The following is a 22223-nucleotide window of genomic DNA, read 5'->3' as shown; positions in this document are numbered from 1 at the left end:
TTTAGAATTAGAGCGTAAAAATATTCAAATAGTTTAGTCCTAAATTTGTTGTATTAAGGATGTTACCGATTTTCAGTTTGGAACGGACAGCTTTCAGTTTTGAGTAAATCTGTCTGAAGATATAATATTACTAGCTTTTATATCCTCATAACTCAATTAAAGATGCGAAAGCCAATTTATTTTTGGGTTTAGTTAGCGTAAAAACCATCAGCCATCAGCCATGAACCAATGAAACCGAAACAACTATTTTACACCACATTTAGCTATTTTGTTCTAAAACCCCATCAATAAATCTAAATTTGCAACAAAACACAGTCAATATCAATATGTTTAACAAAAAATCAATTTTAAGTTTAGTTTTACTACTAACGTGTATTATGGCAGCGAAGGCGCAGGTAAAAATAGGCTTTGAGGTTTCTTTTAAAGAGCCACAGGCACACTATGCCGAAGTTCAGATGAATATTTCTGGCTTGGCAAAAGATTATGTAGATGTAAAAATGCCAGTTTGGACACCGGGTTCTTATTTGGTCCGCGAGTTTGAAAAAAGTGTAGAAGAATTTAAGGCTACTGCAGCTGGTAAAGCCGTAAAAGTTGAAAAAGTAAGGAAAAACACCTGGAGGATTTTCTCAGCTAAGGCTGCCAATATCCAGATCAGTTACCGTGTTTATGCATTCGAAATCTCGGTGCGTACGCCTTTTATCGACGAATCTCACGCATTCTTATCTCCAACAGGAATTTTTATGCATCCTGATGGCATGATCAAATCGCCAAGTACTGTAAAAATTGTTCCTTTTAATACCTGGACTAAAGTTTCTACCGGGTTAACCCCGGTTGTAGGTGAGCAGTTTACCTATAAAGCTACTGATTTTGATATTCTTTACGATAGCCCTATTGAGGTGGGTAATCAGGATATTTTCGAATTTACAGCTGCTGGTGTTCGCCATGAGGTAGCCATGTACGGTGGCGGTAATTACGATAAGGAAAAACTAAAAGTAGATATGGCTAAAATTGTAGAAAAAGAAACTGCAGTTTATGGCGAAAATCCTAATAAATATTATCTCTTTATTGTCCATAATTTCTTAAAAGGTGGCGGTGGTTTAGAACACTTAAACTCTACAACCTTAGGTGCAACCAGAAATGCATACAATACAGCTGAAGGTTATAAAGGCTTTTTAGGCCTGGTTGCTCATGAGTATCACCACCTTTGGAATGTTAAGCGCTTACGTCCGATAGCACTAGGCCCTTTTGATTATGACAACGAAAATTACACGACCAACCTCTGGGTGGCTGAAGGATTTACTTCGTATTACGAAAATAAGTATTTGCATAGAGCAGGTTTTACTGATGTAAATGAATTTTTGAAAGATCTTGCTGACGGTGTAGGTACGGTGTTGAATACGCCTGGTGCGAAATATCAGTCGGCTGCTTCATCCAGTTATGATGCATGGATTATTGGTTACCGCCCGAATGAAAACTCAAAAAACAATTCCATTTCTTACTACAATAAAGGAGAAGTGATTGGTATTCTAATGGATCTCGAAATCATAAATGCCACTAAAGGTGCCAAAAGTTTAGACGATGTAATGAAAGCCATGTATTTGCAGTGCAAAACCTTAAAACGTGGTTATACTGATGCAGAATTTAAAGCCATGGTTGAAAAGATATCAGGAATTAGCTTTACTAACTTTTGGGCAAAATATGTTAACGGCGTAGATGACGTAGATTATGTAAAATATTTCGCGTATGCAGGTGTTGATGTTTCTACAGAAAATGCAACTCCTGGTAAACCGGTTACTGGTGCAGCGGTTCAATTGGCTACTAAAGGTTTAGAAGTAACTTCGGTTGCCAGAAACTCAGCCGCTTGGGTAAGTGGTTTAAATGTTAACGATATAATTGTTCTGATTGATGGCTCATCATTGAGTGATGCGCTGAAAAATGTGAAATTAAAAGAACCGAAATTTTCATTAGATATTTTACCTGCCATTACGGATAAAAAAATCGGCGATCAGCTAACCGTTAAGGTAATTCGCGACGGAATTGAAAAAGAAATTTCTTTAAGCTTGAAAGAAAATCCAAGTGTACGCTTAAAAGCAACCGTAAACGAAAATGCAACGCCAGCTCAAAAAGCAGTGTTAAAAAAATGGACAGGCATATAGGCAGTTCGCAGTTAAAAGTTTTCAACTTGCAGTTTAAAACTCCATAAAAAATCCCGTAAGATTAATTTCTTACGGGATTTTTTATTTCAGATATTTGTTCAGTTACAAACCAGCATATGATAAAACATTTAGGCTTTATATTATGTCTTTTAAGCTTTTCTTTTTTAAAAGATAAGCAGGGCTTTGTACAGCAAACTTCTTGTAAGGGCTATTACGATACCGAATCGCATCTATTCGTATATACAGAAGTTGATGAAATGCCCGAATTTCCTGGAGGAATGACTAAATTTTATAAGTTTATCTCTAATGTACCACTAAAAGGAACAGATAAAGAGCCCTTGCAATCAGATGTTTTTCCAACTTTTATAATTGATACCTCTGGCCACGTCAAAAGCATAGGCATTTACCAGAAGCTACCTAAAGATTATACACAATTGGATCGTAACATGATAAAATTATTAAAGGCCTGTCCAAATTGGGAACCCGCACAGTGTAACCATAAAAAAGTAGCAATGAGCTATCGAACACGGGTTACCTTGTGATATACTAATTAAAATATTAAATTATAATTAGAACCTGTTTATATAAAAAAATCCCATAAGATTAATCTTATGGGATTTTTTTATGTTTTTTAAGTTTACGCTTCGCGCCGAGCGCCATACGCTTTGTCTAGAAGGTATATCTAAAACCTAGGCCGAATCTTCCAGCGTTAAAATCGCTGTCGTTGCTGCCCAAATAAATTCTTGGTCTCCAGTCTAAAGCCAAAGCCAATGGCGCACCGCTAAATTTATAATCCAAACCAACCATCGGAACCAGGAAAAAGTTAGAACCTCCATCATACAATTGGATTGACGGACCACCACCAAGATACCAATCTAAACCTCTGGCACCTGGAATTGATGAATTGTATTGAAGGAAGCCTTGGATAATAGTAGAGTTTCCGCCAAATAATACATCGCCTTGAATAGCTGCTTTTGGGCTAAAGTGGTGTCTGATAGATGGACCTACCAATGTAGCGCCATCTCCAAAGTCAATACCTAAACCAAGTCCGGTTTTATAGTTTTGAGCTTTAACGGTTGTTGTAGTAAGGGCAAACAATGCAATGCATCCTAAAATTGTAAATAACTTTTTCATAATTTAAATGTTTTGTAAAATAATTATCAGCTTAACAACTTTAATGCCGTTTCTGTTTTTTTGGTAAAAATCCGTTAGGATAAAAAACAATGCTTGCATAGTAATTTTGTAATTGCTAAGTTTATTTAAATATTTTTTACAGAAAGTAAATACAGCGTTTTATTAACTACGTGGTATTATTTTCATTAAAAAGGCATATAGATGTTAATCTTTATGTTTGATTTTTTAACTTAACCAAATAATATACAATTCATATGGCGGCAGAAATTAAACGGGTTTTTGATCTTTTGAAATACAGCCTCGAAAATCCTAAGCAAGAATTCATCAGCGGAAAAATTAACGGAAAATGGATAAATTATAGTACAGCCGATTTTTGTGCCGCTGTAGATAACCTAAGCCGTGGATTAATTAAACAAGGCATAGGCAAAGGAGGCAGGGTTGCTGTAATGTCGCATAACCGGCCTGAATGGAATATTGCCGATTTTGCGGCCAACCAGATTGGCGCTTATCAGATTCCTTTATATCCAACCTTAGCTGAACACGATATTCAGTTTATCCTGAAAGATGCAGAAATCGCCATTATTTTTGTAGCCGACGAAGATTTGTATAAAAAAATTAAGCCTTGTGCCGATGCAATTAATTCAGCCATTAAGATTTACAGTTTTAATGAAATTGCAGAAGCCGAAAACTGGAATACATTAATTGAATTAGGCAAAGCGAGTACAGACATTGATTTGGAAGAACATCGTGCTAAAGTTGCCCCCGAAGATATATTAACCCTAATTTATACATCTGGCACTACGGGTACGCCAAAAGGTGTAATGCTAACGCATCATAACCTGGTTGCAAATTTTGTTAACTCGGCTGTGGTAATACCCGAAGGTGTTAAAAAAGGCTTAAGCTTTTTGCCGCTTTCGCACATTTTCGAGCGGATGATTATTTATTTATACCTGTTTAATTATACCGGAATTTATTATGCCGAAAGTATGGAAACCATTGTAGCCGATATTCAGCATGTAAAACCCAATGTGTTTTCTACCGTTCCAAGGCTTCTCGAAAAAGTGTACGATAAGATCATGGAGAAAGGAAAAGCATTAACAGGAATTAAAAAAGGTATTTTCTTCTGGTCGGTAGCTTTAGCTGAGAAATATACAATTAATGCGGGCGCCTGGTATAACTTCAAACTCGGAATTGCCCGTAAACTGGTTTTTAAAAAATGGCAGGAAGCGCTGGGCGGCGAAATTGTAGTGATCGTATCAGGAGGAGCAGCGCTAAATCCGCGTTTGGCCAGAATTTTCTGGGCTGCGGGTATGCCTGTTTTTGAAGGATATGGACTAACAGAAACCTCACCGGTAATTACTGTTAATCATTTTGGCGGAACCATGTTCGGTACTGTTGGCGAGGTAATTAAAGGTGTAGAAGTTAAAATTGCACCAGATGGCGAAGTTTTAACCCGGGACATCAGGTAATGAAAGGTTATTATAACCGACCTGATTTAACCGATGAGGCGGTAGATAAAGAAGGGTGGTTTCATACCGGAGACATTGGTGAATTGGTTGATGGCCGCTTTTTAAGAATTACCGACCGTAAAAAAGAAATGTTTAAAACTGCTGGTGGTAAATACGTTGCCCCACAAATGCTCGAGAATAAATATAAAGAATCGATTTTTATTGAACAGATTATGGTTTTGGGCGAGAACAGGAAATTCCCGTCTGCACTGATTGTTCCAAATTTCGAAACCTTAAAAACCTGGGCAGGCAGAAAAGGCATTACTTTTAACTCGAACGAAGAGATTATTAAAAATGAACAGGTGCTCGCTAAATACAACGAGGTTATCGAAGCTGCAAATGTGGGCTTTGGTAAGTGGGAACAGGTAAAAAGATTTGCATTGTTACCTAAAGAGTTGAGCATAGATGGCGGTGAGCTTACCCCAAAATTAAGTTTGAAAAGAAAAGTGATAACCGAAAAAAATAACGAGGTAATCGAAAAAATATATAAAGATGCAGAAAACTATAAAGCCCCTCAATAACCTTAAAAAATCGTTAATATACTTAAGTGTTGTACTGTTATTGGCTGGTTGCGTAACCGGACAATTGGGTAAAAACAACAGTGGCGAATATAAAAATGGGATGGTGGTTTCTGCCCATCCAGAAGCGTCGCAAGTAGGAATAGATATTTTAAAAAAGGGGGGGAATGCCGTTGATGCTGCTGTTGCGGTTCAGTTTGCGCTTGCCGTAGTTTACCCTAACGCGGGGAACATTGGTGGGGGTGGTTTTATGGTATATCGTGGTACAAACGGCGAAATAAATGCCTTAGATTTTAGAGAAAAAGCAGCTGCGGCAGCCAGCAGAGATATGTATCTGGATGCTGTTGGCAATCCAATTGTTGATAAAAGCCTTTATGGCCATTTAGCTGCAGGCGTGCCAGGATCAGTAGATGGCATGGTAGAGGCTCACAAAAAATATGGAAAGCTTTCCTGGGCACAGGTATTGCAACCAGCGATAAACCTCGCTCAAAACGGTTTCAAGATCACCAAGCGACAAGCTGGGGAGTTGAATAGTTTGCATCGTAAATTTATGGAATTTAACCCTGGTGGAACTGCTTTTGTAAATTTGGAAAGCACCTGGCAGGAAAATGATGTGCTTGTTCAAAAAGAGTTGGCCAATACGTTAAAACTAATACAGGAAAAAGGTAGGGCAGGTTTTTATGAAGGCGCCGTAGCCGATTCGCTGGTGGCCGAAATGCAGCGGGGCAAAGGACTCATTACAAGAGCAGATTTAAAAAATTACCACGCAACCTGGCGTAAACCCATAACAGGTAACTATAGGGGCTACAAAATTATTACCATGCCACCTACTTCGAGTGGAGGTATTGCCCTGATCCAATTGCTCCAATCTGTAGCGCCTTATCCTTTAAAAAAATGGGGACATAATGCAGATTCTACAGTTCAGGTAATTGTAGAAGCCGAAAGAAGAGTGTATGCCGACCGGGCAACACATTTAGGCGACCCTGATTTTTATGCTGTTCCACAACAACAGCTGTTGAATGCCGATTATAACAAAAACCGCATGGCAAACTTTAGCTGGGCAGCAGCAACACCAAGTAGCGCTGTTTTGGCCGGCGAAATAAAAGGAGCAGAGCACGAAGAAACCACACATTTCTCTATTGTAGACCGCGATGGGAATGCCGTTTCAATTACTACTACTTTAAATGGTTCTTACGGATCGTTAGTTGCAGTGAAAGGAGCTGGATTTCTGTTGAACAACGAAATGGATGACTTTTCTGTTAAACCTGGAGCGCCCAATATGTATGGCTTAGTTGGTGGCGAAGCCAATGCCATTGCACCCAATAAACGAATGTTAAGCTCTATGACACCGAGTATTGTAGAGAAAGATGGAAAATTATTTATGGTGGTAGGTACACCGGGCGGCTCAACCATCATTACATCTGTATTTCAAACTATTATTAATGTAATCGATTTCGATATGTCTATGCAATCGGCTGTAGCTGCTAAAAAGTTTCATCACCAATGGTTACCAGATGAGGTGTATGTAGAAAAAGATGCCATCGATAGTTTAACAATAGAAAAATTAAAAGCAAAAGGCTATAAAATCGTGCCTAGAGGCCCAATTGGCCGGGTAGATGCCATCTTAAAAACCAAGTGGGGCAATTATCAGGGGGGCGCCGATCCTAGGGGAGATGATAAGGCCATCGGCTGGTAGCAACTTCTCAATCTATTTTTTTATCTTAGCAGTAGTCAATCTTTTGCCATTCAATTAGTTTTTCTAATTCAAAGTTTAAAGAGATGGAGAAGCGCATATTTAATCTTGCCCAAAATTATCCAGATTTACCAAAGGTAAATTCAGCAATCTCTTTTGGTCCTTTTATCAAATACCTGCAGCGAAAAATTAAAGAAGAACAGACTGTAAAATCTATTCTTTATAGGAATGCCTTAAAAGAATTTAAAAAACAGGGAATTGATGACCAGGCTATCGCTATAGATGATATTTATCAGCACGAGTTACTGTTGGAACATATGTATGCCTGTCTTTCGCCTGCGCTGTTGACAGAAGAGCATCAGGCTTGGGGGCTTTGTGCACCAATGCAGCCCATTACTTTTTATGGAACGGAGCTGATGTACGAGCTGCTCGAGCACGAAGAAAAAGACCAGAACAGTTTTGTTGGTTCAAAAACGTTGAAACAACGTGAACATGATCACCTTTATTTTATCTATTCCTTCATTCTTAACGAATTATATGCGTTCCACTCACCTTTAAAAGAAAAATACCATTCGGGTATCAATGCAGATACTGGTTTGCCGGGTTATTTCCATATTGGAGTAAATGCCAGTTTCATCGAAGTTAAGGTGAAACAGCCGTTACCAGATCTTAGCTACCGCGAGTTACAACAATATTTGAATGAAGAATCTGGATTGGATAAACTTCAACAGGTGCTGCCATTGTCGCTTTTTGAGCTCAACGGTATTTCTGTGCTTACCATTACTGATGTTACCGCAAAACAGGCAGTAGAAAATATTAAAAATGTAAGGTTGAGCCGCATACCAGGCAGCGAGAGTGTCGCTTATGGAGAAGTGATACAATCGTTAAAAGTGCTGGTGCAAAATGCCAATATCCAATTCGATCTTTTCCCTTTCGTAAGGGTAAACAACAAAATGGTTTATGGCTATGTAAAAGGAGGCAGTGGCCTACTGTTTTCGGTGTGGGGCGAAGAAACCTTGAGCCCCGAAGCCTTTCAGCAGATTGCCGAAGGTTATGCCGCGAACCCTAATTCTTTTTACTCGCCCGATATTTGGGCAGAAAGTAAAGAAATGTTTCCCTGGTTAGACAGATTTAGGGAGCTAAACGTAAAATCGATGGCGCTTATACCAGTATTTCATAACCAGATTTTAGTTGGCGTATTGGGCATGCATACCTGGGTTGGCGAAACTTTCGATGAAAAGAAAATTACCTTATTGGAGCCTGTTTTAGCACCTATTGCTCAACTCTTACAAGTATATATAGATGAGTTTAATCTCGAGATCGAAAATATCATTAAAGAAAAATATACCTCTATCCAACCAGCGGTACAATGGAAGTTTAATGAAGCAGCCTGGCATCATCTTTACAATAAGAAAAAGAATTTGCCACAGCGTAATGAGGATATAAGTTTTGCAGATGTTTACCCTTTTTATGGCGCAATAGATATTAGAAATTCTACTGCAGAACGCAATGTAGCCAGTAAAGCCGATTTAAGCTTTCACCTAAGCCTGTTTCGTGAAACGCTAGAAGAGCTGGGCAAAACTTATAGCGATGCATTGTTGGCAGAAATTATTTTTAACTGCAATAAATGGAGTGATATTTTACAGGGCGACGAACTAAATACAACTGATGAAAACAGCCTCAATATTTTCCTTAAAGAAGAAACCAGTGATTACCTAAGGCTCATTTCCCAATCGCACCCTAATACTCAAAAGATAATCAATAAATATCTCGACCGCATTTCAGCACCTTATGGCGAGGTATATAAGCATCGCCAGGCTTTGGAAACATCCATGCAGCTAATTAATACTGCCATTAACAATTATTTTGAAACCGAACGCGAAAAACTACAAGATTCTTATCCCTGCTATTTTGAGAAGTTCAGAACGGATGGTGTTGAGTACGATATTTATATTGGGCAGTCTATTGCGCCCGATCGGATTTTTAATCACTTCCATCTTAAAAACTTAAGGTTATGGCAACTGTCGTCAATGGCTGAGATTGCCAAAATGGTTCAGCAACTCCAGCCCGATTTGACCGTTAAGCTGGCCACTACACAACTTATCTTTATTCACAACCATCCAATAGACATTAGCTTTAGGATCGATGAGCGAAAGTTCGATGTAGAAGGAGCTTACAATATCAGGTATCAGATGATCAAAAAAAGAATCGATAAGATACTCATTCGTAACTCGCAGGAGCGCCTTACCCAGCCCGATAAACTGGCATTAATCTATTTCAATAAAAGAGATATTGACGATTACTTTCCATTTGTAAAATATTTGCAGGAAACAGGGGTGTTGAAGCCAGAAACCGAGGATCTTGATTTGGAAGATTTACAGGGGCTAAGCGGATTAAAGGCATTGCGCTTAACTATTTTATAAATGTTTAATTAGGCTACCTTTAATCTAATATCTTCAATAAGTTACACAGGTACCCTACAGCAAATACTTAATGGTTAGCTATATTGCATCAACTAATTCAAAATGCCCCAATCGCTATGCGCAAACTATTTTATCTGTTTTTGTTGCTAACAGTTACAGTACAATTACACGCTCAAACTAATGAAGCCAGCCTCGTGAGTCCGCTGATTAATCAATACCAATCAGACGAGACCATGCTTAACCGAAAATATGCACTCAAGCGATCTGAGGAATATTTTAAACGGATGGAACGATTTTATACAGACTGGCAAAAACAATTAAAGGATTTGACTTTTAACAAGCTAACTGTAAATGAAAGGGTAGATTATATTTTGCTTAAACGCGATATCCGGTCAGATTCAGCAAGTTTACAACAGCAATACGCCGAATTTAAAAGCTGTATTTTTATGTTGCCTTTTGCCAAAACATTATTAGATTTTGAGGCGAAGCGCAGAGTTGGCCAACAACAAGACGGTAAAATTACCCAAGAACAATTCGAACAGCTTAAAGCGAATATTCAGAAAACCACAAAGGCAGTGGAAAACAAAGATTTAGCTGTTACACCGGTACAGGCTTCTTGGGCACAACAAACTGCTAATCAGTACTTATCTGTATTTACTGAAGCCTATAAGTTTTATGATGGCTACGATCCGCAATTTACCAAAGCCACAAAAGCAGTTTACCCCGATGTAGTAGATGCAATAAAGGATTATGCTGCTGTACTGGGCAAAATAGCTAAACCCTCAAATGCGAAAGACGATGGGAGTGGTATTATTGGTAATCCGATTGGGAGAACTGCTTTGCTGAGCAATTTAAATGATGAGATGATTGCCTATACACCTGAGCAGATTGAGGCTATTGCCATGAGGGAGTTTGCCTGGTGTGATGCCGAAATGCTTAAAGCCTCGCAACAAATGGGCTTTGGCAACGATTGGAAAAAAGCATTGGAAAAGGTTAAAACCGATTATCCTGAATTGGGAAAACAGCCCGAACTGGTTTATGAATTGGCCAATGAGGCCATAGATTTTGTAGAGAAAAATAAACTCATCGCTATTCCGTCCCTGGCCAAAGAAGGTTGGCGTATGCGCATGTTAAGCCCGCAGGAACAATTGTTTGCACCGTTTTTTCTGGGTGGTGAATCGGTATTAATTGCCTATCCAACAGAAGACATGACGGAGGAGGCCAAAATGATGACCCTTCGCGGCAATAACAGGCATTTTTCTAGAGCTGTAGTTTTTCATGAGCTTATTCCCGGACACAACCTTCAATATTTTATGCAAAGCCGATACAAACCTTACCGCAAAGTATTTGGTACACCTTTCTGGACGGAAGGTTGGTCGTTGTACTGGGAGATGCTGTTGTGGGACCAGAACTTCGCGAAATCTCCGGAAGATAAAATTGGTATGCTTTTTTGGCGTATGCACCGCTGTGCACGTATTATTTTTTCAATGAACTACCATTTGGGGAATTGGACGCCCAAGCAGTGTATAGACTTTTTAGTAGACCGTGTGGGATTTGAACGTGCTAATGCAGAAGCTGAGGTACGTAGATCGTTTACTGGAGGTTATGGCCCATTGTATCAAATCGGGTACATGTTGGGTGGATTGCAGTTTAGAGCATTGCACAAAGAGCTGGTAGAAAGCGGCAAGATGACTAATATTCAGTTTCACGATCGTATATTACACGAAAACAACATGCCAGTAGAAATGGTAAGAGCTTTGTTAACCAACCAAATATTGCCCGAAAATTTCGGCACCCGATGGAAATTTGCCGGCGATATTAAATAGTAGAATATCTGGCAGATGTATTTATAACTTTATGAAATGAATGATCCAAAATGGGGCTTTTTCCATGATTCGCAAGAAGAGCTTATCCACCTGATAAGTTGGCATTGACCTATTTTAAAGAGCAATACTGACAATTTTTTCATTCACAAATATTAACATGAAAAAGTATATTGAAGCCCAAACTTAAAAATCTGATTTTGGAAGAATTAGCTTAAACGGATTGAAAGAGATGCGCCCATTATGTTCTAACGTATTTTTTAGTTTGTCTGATGTATTACGTTAGGTATTAGTGTTGAAAAGTTGATAAGTATTTTTACAAGCCTGTATTTTTGGTATGGCTATTGTAATACTTGGAAAACGCTTATTCAACGTTAATAGAAAATTTATGAAATTACAGCTATTTAAAACACTCCCAGTTGCACTCGCTGGTTTACTCATCGGGTCGGTTGCTTCAGCTCAGGAAAGCACGGCAACTTCATCAACAACATTAAGAACATGGTCTATCGGTGTAAACGCCGGTGTACTTACTCCACTGTCTCCATTGGGTGGAAAAAATGATTTCAGTAATAACAAATCAAGTTTAGGTTACGGTCTTTACATTAAAAAACAATTTACACCTTATTTCTCTCTTCGTTTAGATGGAGTTCGTGGTAAATTAAAAGGAGATAATACCGAACCTTATAAAAGTGGTTTGGTAAATAACTCTCCTGTAAAATCCTTCGATACAGATTTGTCTTATTCAGGAAGTTTAAATGCCGTGGTAAACATGTTCAACATTGATATGTTTAAAAAAGAGAATACTTTGCAGCTTTATGCTTCTGCCGGAGCAGGTATTGCGGCCTATAAACCGACTATTACTACAGCAGCAGGAACCTCAAAATTTAGTGGTGACGATAACATCCACGAATTAATTATTCCTGTAGGTTTAGGTGCAAAATTTAAAATTTCTGATGCGGTTAATTTCGATTTAGGTTGGACCATCAATTTTGTTGATGGTGATAATTTAGATGGTTATTACAGAAATGGAAACGATAAATACAACTATGCTTATGCTGGTCTAGAGTTTGCCTTAGGTAGCGGAAAACAATTGGCTTTCCATAATCCGGTAGCTTTAACTTATGATGAAGCTTTAAAAGCAAAACAAACTGCAGAAGGTTTAAAATCTGAATTAAATGCCCAAAAAGCTGATAATGCAAAATTACGTTCAGAATTAAATGATATCTTAAAAGATTCAGATGGTGATGGTGTTGCAGATAAATTAGATAAATGCCCTGATACACCAGCAGGTACTGTTGTTGATGGTTCTGGTTGTCCATTAAAAACTCCTGAAAAAGTTGTAGAAAAAGTAATCGTAACAGAAGAGGATCGTAAAGTTGTTAACGAAGCGATTAAAAACTTAGAATTCGATTTAGGTAAAGCAACTATCCGTTCTAAATCTTATGCTTCTTTAAATAGAGTTGCAGCATTGTTGATTCAGAAAAACTTTAGCTTAAAATTAGCTGGTCATACAGATAATACAGGTTCAAAAGAATTAAACTTGCGTTTATCAAAAGATAGAGCAGAATCGGTAAAAGCTTATTTAGTTTCTCAAGGTGCAAATGCATCACGTATTGAAGCTACAGGTTATGGCATGGGCCAACCAATTGCTACTAACAAAACAGCGGCTGGTCGTCAACAAAACCGTCGTGTAGAGTTTACACTTTACTAGTCTGTTTTAATCATATTATAAAAAGTCCCGGTGAAAATCGGGACTTTTTTAGTTTAAGAGGTTTTGTTCTAAAAGCTGACTACTATTTAGCTAATATTCATAAAGCGGATTTGTTATCCTGAACACCGTGAAGGATCTTAGTTAGATTGATTTTGGTGCAATAGGCTTCTAAAATAACCAGGCCAATTGGTCTGGTGTTGAGAATGACAGTGCAATAGTTATAATTTTAACTCAGCTTATTTAAGCGAAACAATTACCTTTTTAATCTCACTTAAGTCATTCATCTCAAAACTTAGTGATTGAGGATAAAATCTTTGATAAATAATTTTATCGTCTTTACTATCGTATACACTAATTATTTTATCTCCAGATCGTTGCGTGTAAACCACATATTTAACATTAGTGGTTTTGTTCAGAATTAAACTATCAAGTGCTTTGTACGATACAAATTTGAGTTTGTAATTATAAGGTTCAGAAATTATGCCCGATTGTGGCACAAGTGCTAATCTCGAAGAAAACACCTGCTTAATGTATTCAGGTATGTATAGCGTTTCCTTAGCCAGCTCGGGTAGGCGTACCTTATTATAAAATTGGTAGTCTATATTGCAATTTTCATTTGCAAGCAATCCATCATTAATCTGTTTTAAATAACCTGTTAAAAAGCCGGGCGACCAGTTGAAGAAATTAGACTTGTTATAGAAATATGATAAAATATTATTTCTTACACTTCTTTTGCTGCCATATTGTTGATCTTGTGTTCTGACCAACAGATTGGTGTTAGGGTCAGCAAAAAGTGCAACTGTTGCCAATATACTTTCTTCTTTTAGCTTAGGGTTTTTAGATGGCGTTATTAATTTTAGTGTATAAACCACATTTACGTTAGTTGTACTGTCTAACTTCTCTGCATAACTGTCGAAATAAAAAAAAGAATAATTTTTTACTGTGTCGTAGCGCGCAAGCTCTTCGGGCTTAATAATTTTATAAGGTGTAACTGTCCAGTTTTTTTTAATAGCCTGATCAAATTTCTCCAATTCGGCATAATCAGTATATTGTAATGTAAATAAGGTAGTTGTTTTTTTGAAAACTGCTAATTTTTGACTGTTTAAAAGAGCAGCCCCGAAATACGATACCTGACTTTGGCAAATCGTAGCCCATAAAATAAATAGACTAAACAAGAGTATTTGTTTTACTGTTAACATATCGAGTGTTTCATTTTGTGTATGACTATGATAAGAAAAATTTGACAAATATTTTGAATTTTTCTATTGCATTAACAAAATACATTCGTTAGCTTTGTTATGCAAGCATAATAAATTAGTGAAAATGAAACAACAACAAACCATAGATTACCACGTTAAGTTTGCCTGGCAAAATATGTTTAATAAGTACAATCAAATGGCATCCGGTTTTGGGATTACACAGGCCATTGGTTACATGCTTATTAATATAGATGATGCTGAGGGAACTGCGGTTTCAAATTTAGCTGGCTTGCTTGGAGTTAAGGCAACCAGTTTATCCCGTATGTTAAATAATATGGAAGAGGCCAACCTCATTTATCGTGAAACATCTGCAGGCGATAAACGTTCGGTAAAAGTTTTCCTAACTGATTTTGGTAAAGAGAAAAAACAATTGGCCAAAGGGGTTGTTCGAAAATTTAATGAATACCTGGATGAGCACTTTACCAAAAAAGAAAAAGAAACATTCATTAATCTATTGATAAAACTAAATGAGATCACGGTAGCCTATACTGTTGATTAACAGGATGTAATCTGAGGCAAAATAAATTCACTTTGTACAGGTTTAATCAGGCCTAAAGAAAAATATATAAAGTAATGAAACGAAGCATTAATAAAGTTGCTGTTTTAGGTTCAGGTATTATGGGGTCGCGTATTGCATGCCACTTCGCCAATATTGGCGTAGAGGTTTTGCTGTTGGATATTGCCCCAAAAGACTTAAGCCCTGAAGAGCAGGCAAAAGGATTAACACTGGATAACCCAGCTGTAAAAAACCGGATTGTGAATACAGCTTTGCAAACGGCTGTGAAAACAAATCCATCGCCGGTTTATACCAAAAAAGTATTAAATAAAATCAAAACCGGAAACTTCGACGATGATATGTCGAAAATTGCCGGCTATGATTGGGTAATTGAAGTCGTGGTCGAAAATCTTGATATCAAGAAAAAAGTTTTCGAACAGGTAGAGCAATTCCGTAAGCCTGGTACCTTAATCACTTCAAATACTTCTGGTATTCCTATTCATTTAATGGCCGAGGGAAGAAGTGATGATTTTAAATCACATTTCTGTGGAACACATTTTTTTAATCCACCGCGTTATTTAAAATTATTGGAAATTATTCCTACGCCGCATACGCAGCCAGAAATTGTTGATTTCCTGATGCAGTATGGTGATAAATTTTTAGGAAAAACAACCGTTTTATGTAAAGATACCCCAGCTTTTATTGCAAACAGGGTAGGTGTTTATTCGATTATGGCACTTTTGCATTTGGTCGAAAAATTAGATTTAACCGTAGAGGAGGTTGATAAATTTACAGGGCCAGCATTGGGTAGACCAAAATCGGCTACTTTCCGCACATCCGATGTGGTAGGTTTAGACACCATGATTAAAGTGGCTAAAGGGCTTTACGATAACTGCCCGGATGATAAAGCGCACGATTTGTTTAAACTTCCTGCATATGTGCAAAAAATGGAAGAGAACAAATGGCTTGGCGATAAAACCAAGCAGGGTTTCTATAAAAAAACCAAAACAGCCGATGGTAAAACCGAAATCTTGGCTTTAGATTTAAAAACCCTGGAATATAAACCTCAGCAAAAAGTAAAATCGGCTACCTTAGAAATGACTAAGCCGGTGGAGAACCTTCGCGAGCGTATGAAGATTTTTGCCAAAGGAAAAGATAAGGCAGGCGAATTGTTCCGCCATTCTTCATTTGGTTTATTTGAATATGTATCAGATAGAATCCCTGAAATTTCTGATGAGCTGTACCGTATTGATGATGCGATGCGTGCAGGCTTTGGCTGGGAACTTGGTCCTTTCGAATTATGGGATGCCGTTGGCGTAAAAGAAGCCATTGAAGGAATGGAGCAGTATGGCAATAAAGCTGCGGCCTGGGTGCATGAAATGCTCAATGCCGGAAATACTTCATTCTATAAAGTAGAAAACGGCGTTAAAAAATATTACGATATCCCTTCTAAAAGTTATAAAGCTTTACCTGGTACCAATGAGTTCATCATCTTGGATAACCTTCGGGAAAATAAAACCCTTTGGAAAAATTCAGGTGTTTCGATTATCGATCTGGGCGACGGCATTCTAAATGTAGAATTCCACACCAAAATGAATACTATTGGCGGTGATGTGATTTCGGGGATTAATAAAGCAATTGATATGGCCGAAAAAGATTACCGTGGTTTGGTAATCGGCAACGATGGTGCAAATTTCTCTGCCGGCGCAAATGTGGGAATGATTTTTATGATGGCCGTAGAACAGGAGTGGGATGAATTGAACATGGCTATCCGCATGTTCCAGAATACTTCGATGCGCATCCGTTATTCTTCTATCCCGGTTGTAGTAGCTCCGCATAATTTAACATTGGGTGGTGGTTGCGAGTTTAGCTTACATGCCGATCATGTACAGCTTTCTGCCGAAACTTACATGGGCTTGGTTGAATTTGGTGTTGGCGTAATCCCTGGTGGCGGCGGTACTAAAGAATTTGCTTTACGCGCATCTGATGAATTTAAGGATGATCAGATTGTGCAAAATGCACTGAAAGACCGTTTCTTAACTATCGGAATGGCCAAAGTTTCTACGTCAGGTTACGAGGCTTACGAACTGGGTTATCTGCAAAAAGATAAATTCTCGATTTCGATGAACCGCAACCGTTTATTGGCCGATGCAAAAGCCAAAGCTATTGAACTGGCCGATGCTGGCTATACCAAACCCGTTCAGCGTAACGACATCAAAGTTTTAGGCAAGCAAGGATTGGGAATTGTTTATGCAGGTGCAAATAGCATGTATGCTGGGCATTTCATCTCCGAGCATGATAAAAAAATCTCTGAAAAATTAGGTTATGTAATGTGCGGCGGAGATTTATCTTATCCAACAGAAGTAACCGAACAATATTTATTGGATCTGGAAAGAGAAGCATTTTTATCACTTGCTGGTGAGCGGAAGAGTTTAGAAAGGATTCAAAGTATTATTACAAAGGGGAAACCGTTGAGGAATTAGTGAGTTAAATATTTAGATATGAGTATCAAGATAAGAGTATCAAGTATCAAGATATGATTGTCGAAAAAAAATGACTCATAGTAAATAACAAATAAAATAATAATGCTAGAATTAAGTCTCGATACTTGATTCTGGCTACTAGATACTAAAAGAATGGAAGCATATATTATAGCCGGATATCGTACAGCTGTGGGCAAAGCACCCCGGGGCGTATTCCGTTTTACAAGAGCTGATGATTTAGCCGCAGAAGTAATCAGGGCTTTAGTGGCATCGGTTCCGAATTTAGATAACGAACAAATTGATGATGTAATAGTGGGTAACGCTACACCAGAAGCAGAACAGGGGCTGAATATTGGCCGTATGATCTCATTAATGGGTTTGGATACCGATAAAGTACCAGGGGTTACCGTAAACCGCTATTGTGCATCAGGTTTAGATACCATTGCCACTGCAGTTGCTAAAATTAAAGCAGGTATGGCCGATTGTATTATCGCCGGTGGCGTAGAAGTAATGAGCGGAATGCCTTTTGGCGGATGGAAACTCGTGCCGAATGCAGAAGTTGCAAAAAACAATCCAGATTGGTATTGGGGCATGGGCTTAACCGCAGAAGCAGTAGCTAAAGAGTATAATGTGAGCCGTGAAGATCAGGATGCTTTTTCGTTAAAATCTCACGAGAAAGCCATTCACGCTATAAAAAATGGTCATTTAAAAGATGGTGTTCTGCCAATCACGGTAAACGAAAATTATCTTGATGCCAACCTGAAAAAGAAAACCCGTTCTTATGTGGTTGATACTGATGAAGGTCCGCGTGCAGATACCACCTTAGATAAGTTGGCGAAACTGAAACCCGTATTCGATGCGGTTGGAAGTGTAACTGCGGGTAACTCATCGCAAACATCTGATGGAGCAGCTTTTGTTTTGGTGGTATCTGAAAAGAAAATGAAAGAATTAAATGCAGAACCGATTGCCAGGTTGGTAAGCTACGGTATCGCAGGAGTTCCGCCGCGCATTATGGGTATTGGTCCGATTGAGGCGATTCCAAAAGCATTGAAACAAGCGGGTTTGAAAAAAGAAGATATCGATTTAATCGAACTGAACGAAGCTTTTGCCTCACAATCGTTAGCTGTAATCAGAACATTAGATTTAAATCCTGATGTAATTAACGTAAATGGTGGTGCAATTGCATTAGGGCATCCGCTGGGCTGTACAGGTGCAAAACTTACGGTGCAAATCATGAACGAACTTAAAAGACAGAACAAAAAGTACGGAATGGTAACCATGTGTGTAGGAACAGGGCAGGGTGCAGCGGGGATTTTTGAGTTACTTTAATTAGTATCGAGATATGAGTATATAGTATCAAGATTTAATAGCAGGCGAATAAGCCAGTTTATAAAATCATCCCGACATATTACTCAGTCACTAATACTAATATAATATATATGCATAATTTTAAAGAACTAAAAGTTTGGCAAAAATCAATCGACTTAGCTGTTGAAGTTTATAAAGCGACATCGCTCTTGCCAAATGAGGAAAGATTTGGATTGATTTCACAAATGAAAAGATGTTCAGTTTCAATTGCCTCGAATATTGCTGAGGGGGCTGGTAGAGGGAGTGGTCCCCAGTTTAAATATTTTTAACGATTAGTCAAGGTTCAGCATTCGAGTTGGAAACACAGCTAATTATATCAAATCAACTTGGGTTATTAGAGGACATCTTGTCAACGGGATTAATTGAGAAAGTTACTGAAGTTCAAAAAATGATTTATGCCCTGGAAAGAAAATTAATTTGATGTGGGTATTAGGAAGAAAGATGTGAGTATCAAGTATCAAGATTGGATTATACAATAGTAAATTTTTTTTGATATAGACTTTGTCTTGATACTGATGTCTTGATACTCAAATCTTAATACTCGCTACTAGATACTATTAAAATGGAAACAACTGAAAAAAAGACAATTAAAGGTGGTGAATTCTTAATTAAGGATACCACTTATCAGGAAGTATTTATCCCTGAAGAATTTGATGAAGAACAGCAGATGATTGCGCAAACCTGTCGCGATTTTCTGGCGGCTGAAGTTTATCCTAATTTAGATAAAATTGATAAGCAGGAAGACCCAGAGCTCATGCCAACACTTTTAACCAAAGCTGGCGAACTGGGCATCTTAGGCGTTTCGGTTCCTGAAGAATACGGAGGTTTTGGCAAAAACTTCAATACTTCCATGCTGGTTGCAGATGTGGTAGGTGCAGGCCACTCTTTTGCTGTTGCGCTTTCTGCCCATACTGGAATTGGTACATTGCCAATTTTATATTATGGTAACGAAGCACAAAAAGCAAAGTATATTCCTAAACTCGGTTCGGGTGAGTGGAAGGCTGCTTATTGCTTAACCGAACCAAACTCCGGTTCGGATGCCAACTCTGGTAAAACCAAAGCTAAGCTGAGCGATGATGGTAAACACTACATCATCACTGGTCAGAAAATGTGGATTACTAATGGCGGCTTTGCCGATGTTTTTATTGTTTTTGCGAAAATTGATGATGATAAAAACTTAACCGCATTTATTGTGGAGAAAGATTTCGGTGGCATCACCATGAATCCGGAAGAGCATAAAATGGGTATTAAAGGTTCTTCAACCCGTCAGGTTTTCTTTAACGATTGCCCAGTGCCCGTTGAGAACATGTTGAGTGATAGGGAAAATGGTTTCAAAATCGCGGTTAATATTTTAAATATCGGCCGTATTAAATTATCAGCGGCAGCTATTGGCGCTTCAAAAGCAACTCTAAATACGGCGATTAATTATTCGAATGAACGGATCCAGTTTGGCCGCCCGATTTCCAAATATGGTGCTATCCGTTTTAAAATTGCAGAAATTGCTGCTAAACTTTACGCTGTTGATTCAGCGAACTATCGTGCCGGACAAAATATTGATGATACTTACGATCAACTGGTTGCAGGTGGAATGGAATCTGGTAAAGCGAGATTAAAGTCTGTTGAACAATTCGCAGTAGAGTGTGCCATTTTAAAAGTATGGGGCTCAGAAGCTTTAGATTATACTGTAGATGAAGGTGTACAGATTTACGGTGGTATGGGCTTTAGTGCCGATGCACCAATGGATAGGGCGTATCGTGATGCACGTATCAATAGAATTTTCGAAGGTACAAACGAAATTAACCGTTTGTTAACCGTTGATATGATGCTGAAACGTGCCATGAAAGGCGAACTGGATTTAATGACCCCTGCTACAGCAGTTGCAGCTGAACTGATGAGCATTCCTGATTTTGGCGAAGAAGATACCACCTTATTTGCTGCAGAGAAAAAGGTGCTCTCAAATTTGAAAAAAGCGACTTTAATGGTGGCTGGTGCTGCGGTTCAAAAATTGATGATGACCTTAAGTAAAGAACAGGAAATTTTAATGAACATTGCCGACATGGCCAGTTATGTTTATGTGCTTGAATCGGCTTTATTAAGGACAGAAAAGTTAGTGCACACCCGTGGAGAAGAAGCAGCAGCAGGTCAGCTGGATTTATTACGCATTTATTTGGTAGAGGCGGTTGATGGTATTGCTAAAGCTGGTAAAGAAGCACTTTGGGCTTTCGCCGAAGGAGATGAGCAGCGTATGATGTTGGTTGGTTTACGCCGCTTTACAAAAGTGGAACCGTTTAATGTTAAAGATGCCCGTCAAAGAGTTGCCCAACAGCTTATTGAGGCAAATAAGTATATTTTTTAAGCGTAAAGCTTAAAAAGTTGAGGGTTTAAGGTTTGGGTGTATAATCCAGATTTTAAACCCTTTTCTTGTTTTGTGAAATGAGGTTTGGGCGATGTAGGTTAACAGCACCACGGAACTTGCCTAATTAGCCCTGATTGAAACGTTATCCTTTTTTGTAGATGGAAATTTTTCTTTATACATAATTCTACAAAAAAGATAAAAGTGCAAAGCAGGACTACCGCATCCCAAGCAGTAGAAGATTGCGCTTCAAAAAAAACATAACCCATTAGCTTTATGTTATTAAAATCTTATTTTCGCACATGTTTAAATTTAGATTTCTTACCATACTCTTTTTATGTTTAGCTGCGTTTTCATCTTGTAAAAAGAATGAGGATCCTGAAAAACAGATTTCCGATTTCATCAAACAAAATAATATTAATGCCGTTAGAGATGATTCTGGCTTATATTATCAGGTTATAAAACCTGGTTCTGGCTCGTTTACTTATCCGAATAATACTAAAATCACCATTAAATATGAGGGAAGATTATTAAACGGCAGTGTATTTGATAATGGCGGTGGCAAAGAGCAAACATTTAATCTTGCAGAGTTGATTGAAGGCTGGAGAATCGGTATTCCTAAAATTCAAAAAGGTGGCGAAATCAGGTTGATCGTTCCGCCTAGCTTGGGTTATGGAAGTGGTGCTGTAGGCTCTATTCCAGGTAATTCGGTATTGGATTTTACAATTCAGCTTTCGAATACGCAATAAGCTTATTTGTTAAAATAGGTTAAAAATTGTAGCATCCGTATTAAAAGCTTATTTTTGCGGATGATGGTTAAGTTTAAATATTTTATACTCATGATCTGCCTTGCAGGGTGCTTAGCAGCCTGTAAAAAAAATGTGCCGGTAGATGATTACGATCCTACTCCACAATTTAAGGCCGATACTGCTGCAATAAGCACTTTTGTTAAGACCAATAATATCCCGGCAACAAAAGATGCTAGTGGTATTTTTTATCAGATTATAACTCCTGGGACGGGAAACGTAAGTTATCTCACCTCTACAGTGATTACTGCAGATTATGAAGGCAGATTATTAAACGGTACTATTTTCGATAGCACCAAAGGAACCCCAACCTCTTTTAAATTAGGAAATGTAATTTTAGGATGGCAGTTTGGGATTCAAAAAATACAAAAAGGAGGAAAGATCAGGTTAATTATCCCATCTTACTTCGCTTACGGAACACAGTCGCCATCCGCATTAATTCCGGCAAATTCAGTGCTTGATTTTACCATAACACTTACAGACGTACAATAA

General features: G+C 38.2%; 14 protein-coding genes and 2 pseudogenes. 14 read left to right on the top strand and 2 right to left on the bottom strand.

What is annotated here, in order from left to right; translation table 11 throughout:
- Positions 1-377 precede the first annotated feature (377 nt).
- Together H9N25_RS17085 and H9N25_RS17080 are read left to right on the top strand one after the other, a co-directional pair.
- Positions 378-2156, top strand: coding sequence for a M61 family metallopeptidase (locus H9N25_RS17085; protein WP_223833425.1), 1779 nt, complete (start codon positions 378-380; stop codon positions 2154-2156).
- A gap of 116 nt (positions 2157-2272) precedes the next feature.
- The gene (locus H9N25_RS17080) at positions 2273-2698 is read left to right on the top strand and encodes a hypothetical protein (RefSeq protein ID WP_190326656.1); all 426 of its coding nucleotides are present in this window, start codon (positions 2273-2275) and stop codon (positions 2696-2698) included.
- A gap of 127 nt (positions 2699-2825) precedes the next feature.
- Here the strand turns inward: H9N25_RS17080 and H9N25_RS17075 are convergent, their stop codons facing one another.
- A complete protein-coding gene (locus tag H9N25_RS17075) occupies positions 2826-3290 on the bottom strand; it encodes a hypothetical protein (RefSeq protein WP_167297115.1) in 465 nt (154 codons plus the stop codon).
- A 254-nt stretch (positions 3291-3544) separates the two neighbouring features.
- On the opposite strand from H9N25_RS17075, the pseudogene H9N25_RS17070 reads away from it, so the two are divergent.
- The 5 genes and pseudogenes from H9N25_RS17070 (at position 3545) to H9N25_RS17050 (ending at position 12966) form a co-directional block, all read left to right on the top strand.
- Positions 3545-5319: pseudogene (locus H9N25_RS17070) on the top strand (AMP-dependent synthetase/ligase).
- Positions 5291-7012: a gamma-glutamyltransferase gene (ggt, locus tag H9N25_RS17065; RefSeq protein ID WP_190326655.1), complete on the top strand. Its 1722-nt coding sequence runs from the start codon at positions 5291-5293 to the stop codon at positions 7010-7012. Before H9N25_RS17070 ends, ggt begins: the two are co-directional and overlap by 29 nt.
- A gap of 83 nt (positions 7013-7095) precedes the next feature.
- Positions 7096-9432: a GAF domain-containing protein gene (locus H9N25_RS17060; protein WP_190326654.1), complete on the top strand. Its 2337-nt coding sequence runs from the start codon at positions 7096-7098 to the stop codon at positions 9430-9432.
- Between the two features lie 116 nt (positions 9433-9548).
- Positions 9549-11258 (top strand): DUF885 family protein, encoded by a 1710-nt coding sequence (locus H9N25_RS17055; RefSeq protein ID WP_223833424.1) that lies wholly within the window; start codon positions 9549-9551, stop codon positions 11256-11258.
- 385 nt (positions 11259-11643) lie between these two features.
- Positions 11644-12966, top strand: a complete 1323-nt coding sequence (locus H9N25_RS17050) for an OmpA family protein (protein WP_190326653.1) — start codon at positions 11644-11646, stop codon at positions 12964-12966.
- Between the two features lie 236 nt (positions 12967-13202).
- On the opposite strand, the gene H9N25_RS17045 is transcribed toward H9N25_RS17050, so the two are convergent.
- Positions 13203-14165, bottom strand: coding sequence for a hypothetical protein (locus tag H9N25_RS17045; protein WP_190326652.1), 963 nt, complete (start codon positions 14163-14165; stop codon positions 13203-13205).
- A gap of 124 nt (positions 14166-14289) precedes the next feature.
- On the opposite strand from H9N25_RS17045, the gene H9N25_RS17040 reads away from it, so the two are divergent.
- From H9N25_RS17040 to H9N25_RS17010, 7 genes and pseudogenes are all read left to right on the top strand, one after another.
- Positions 14290-14724 carry a MarR family winged helix-turn-helix transcriptional regulator gene (locus H9N25_RS17040; RefSeq protein WP_167297109.1) on the top strand — a complete coding sequence of 145 codons (435 nt, stop codon included), beginning with the start codon at positions 14290-14292 and terminating at the stop codon, positions 14722-14724.
- Between the two features lie 74 nt (positions 14725-14798).
- Positions 14799-17204: a 3-hydroxyacyl-CoA dehydrogenase/enoyl-CoA hydratase family protein gene (locus H9N25_RS17035; protein WP_190326651.1), complete on the top strand. Its 2406-nt coding sequence runs from the start codon at positions 14799-14801 to the stop codon at positions 17202-17204.
- 153 nt (positions 17205-17357) lie between these two features.
- A complete protein-coding gene (locus H9N25_RS17030; RefSeq protein WP_108198048.1) occupies positions 17358-18533 on the top strand; it encodes an acetyl-CoA C-acyltransferase in 1176 nt (391 codons plus the stop codon).
- Positions 18534-18643: 110 nt separating this feature from the next.
- Positions 18644-18993 (top strand): annotated as a pseudogene (locus H9N25_RS25490) (four helix bundle protein).
- A 141-nt stretch (positions 18994-19134) separates the two neighbouring features.
- Positions 19135-20928, top strand: a complete 1794-nt coding sequence (locus H9N25_RS17020; protein ID WP_190326650.1) for an acyl-CoA dehydrogenase family protein — start codon at positions 19135-19137, stop codon at positions 20926-20928.
- Positions 20929-21227: 299 nt separating this feature from the next.
- Positions 21228-21674 (top strand): FKBP-type peptidyl-prolyl cis-trans isomerase, encoded by a 447-nt coding sequence (locus tag H9N25_RS17015; RefSeq protein WP_190326649.1) that lies wholly within the window; start codon positions 21228-21230, stop codon positions 21672-21674.
- A gap of 60 nt (positions 21675-21734) precedes the next feature.
- On the top strand, positions 21735-22223 hold the full coding sequence (locus H9N25_RS17010; protein WP_223833423.1) for an FKBP-type peptidyl-prolyl cis-trans isomerase: 489 nt from the start codon (positions 21735-21737) through the stop codon (positions 22221-22223).

This window comes from Pedobacter riviphilus (assembly GCF_014692875.1).
Classification (GTDB): Bacteria; Bacteroidota; Bacteroidia; order Sphingobacteriales; family Sphingobacteriaceae; genus Pedobacter; species Pedobacter riviphilus.
This window is presented reverse-complemented; position numbering and strand designations above follow the sequence as displayed.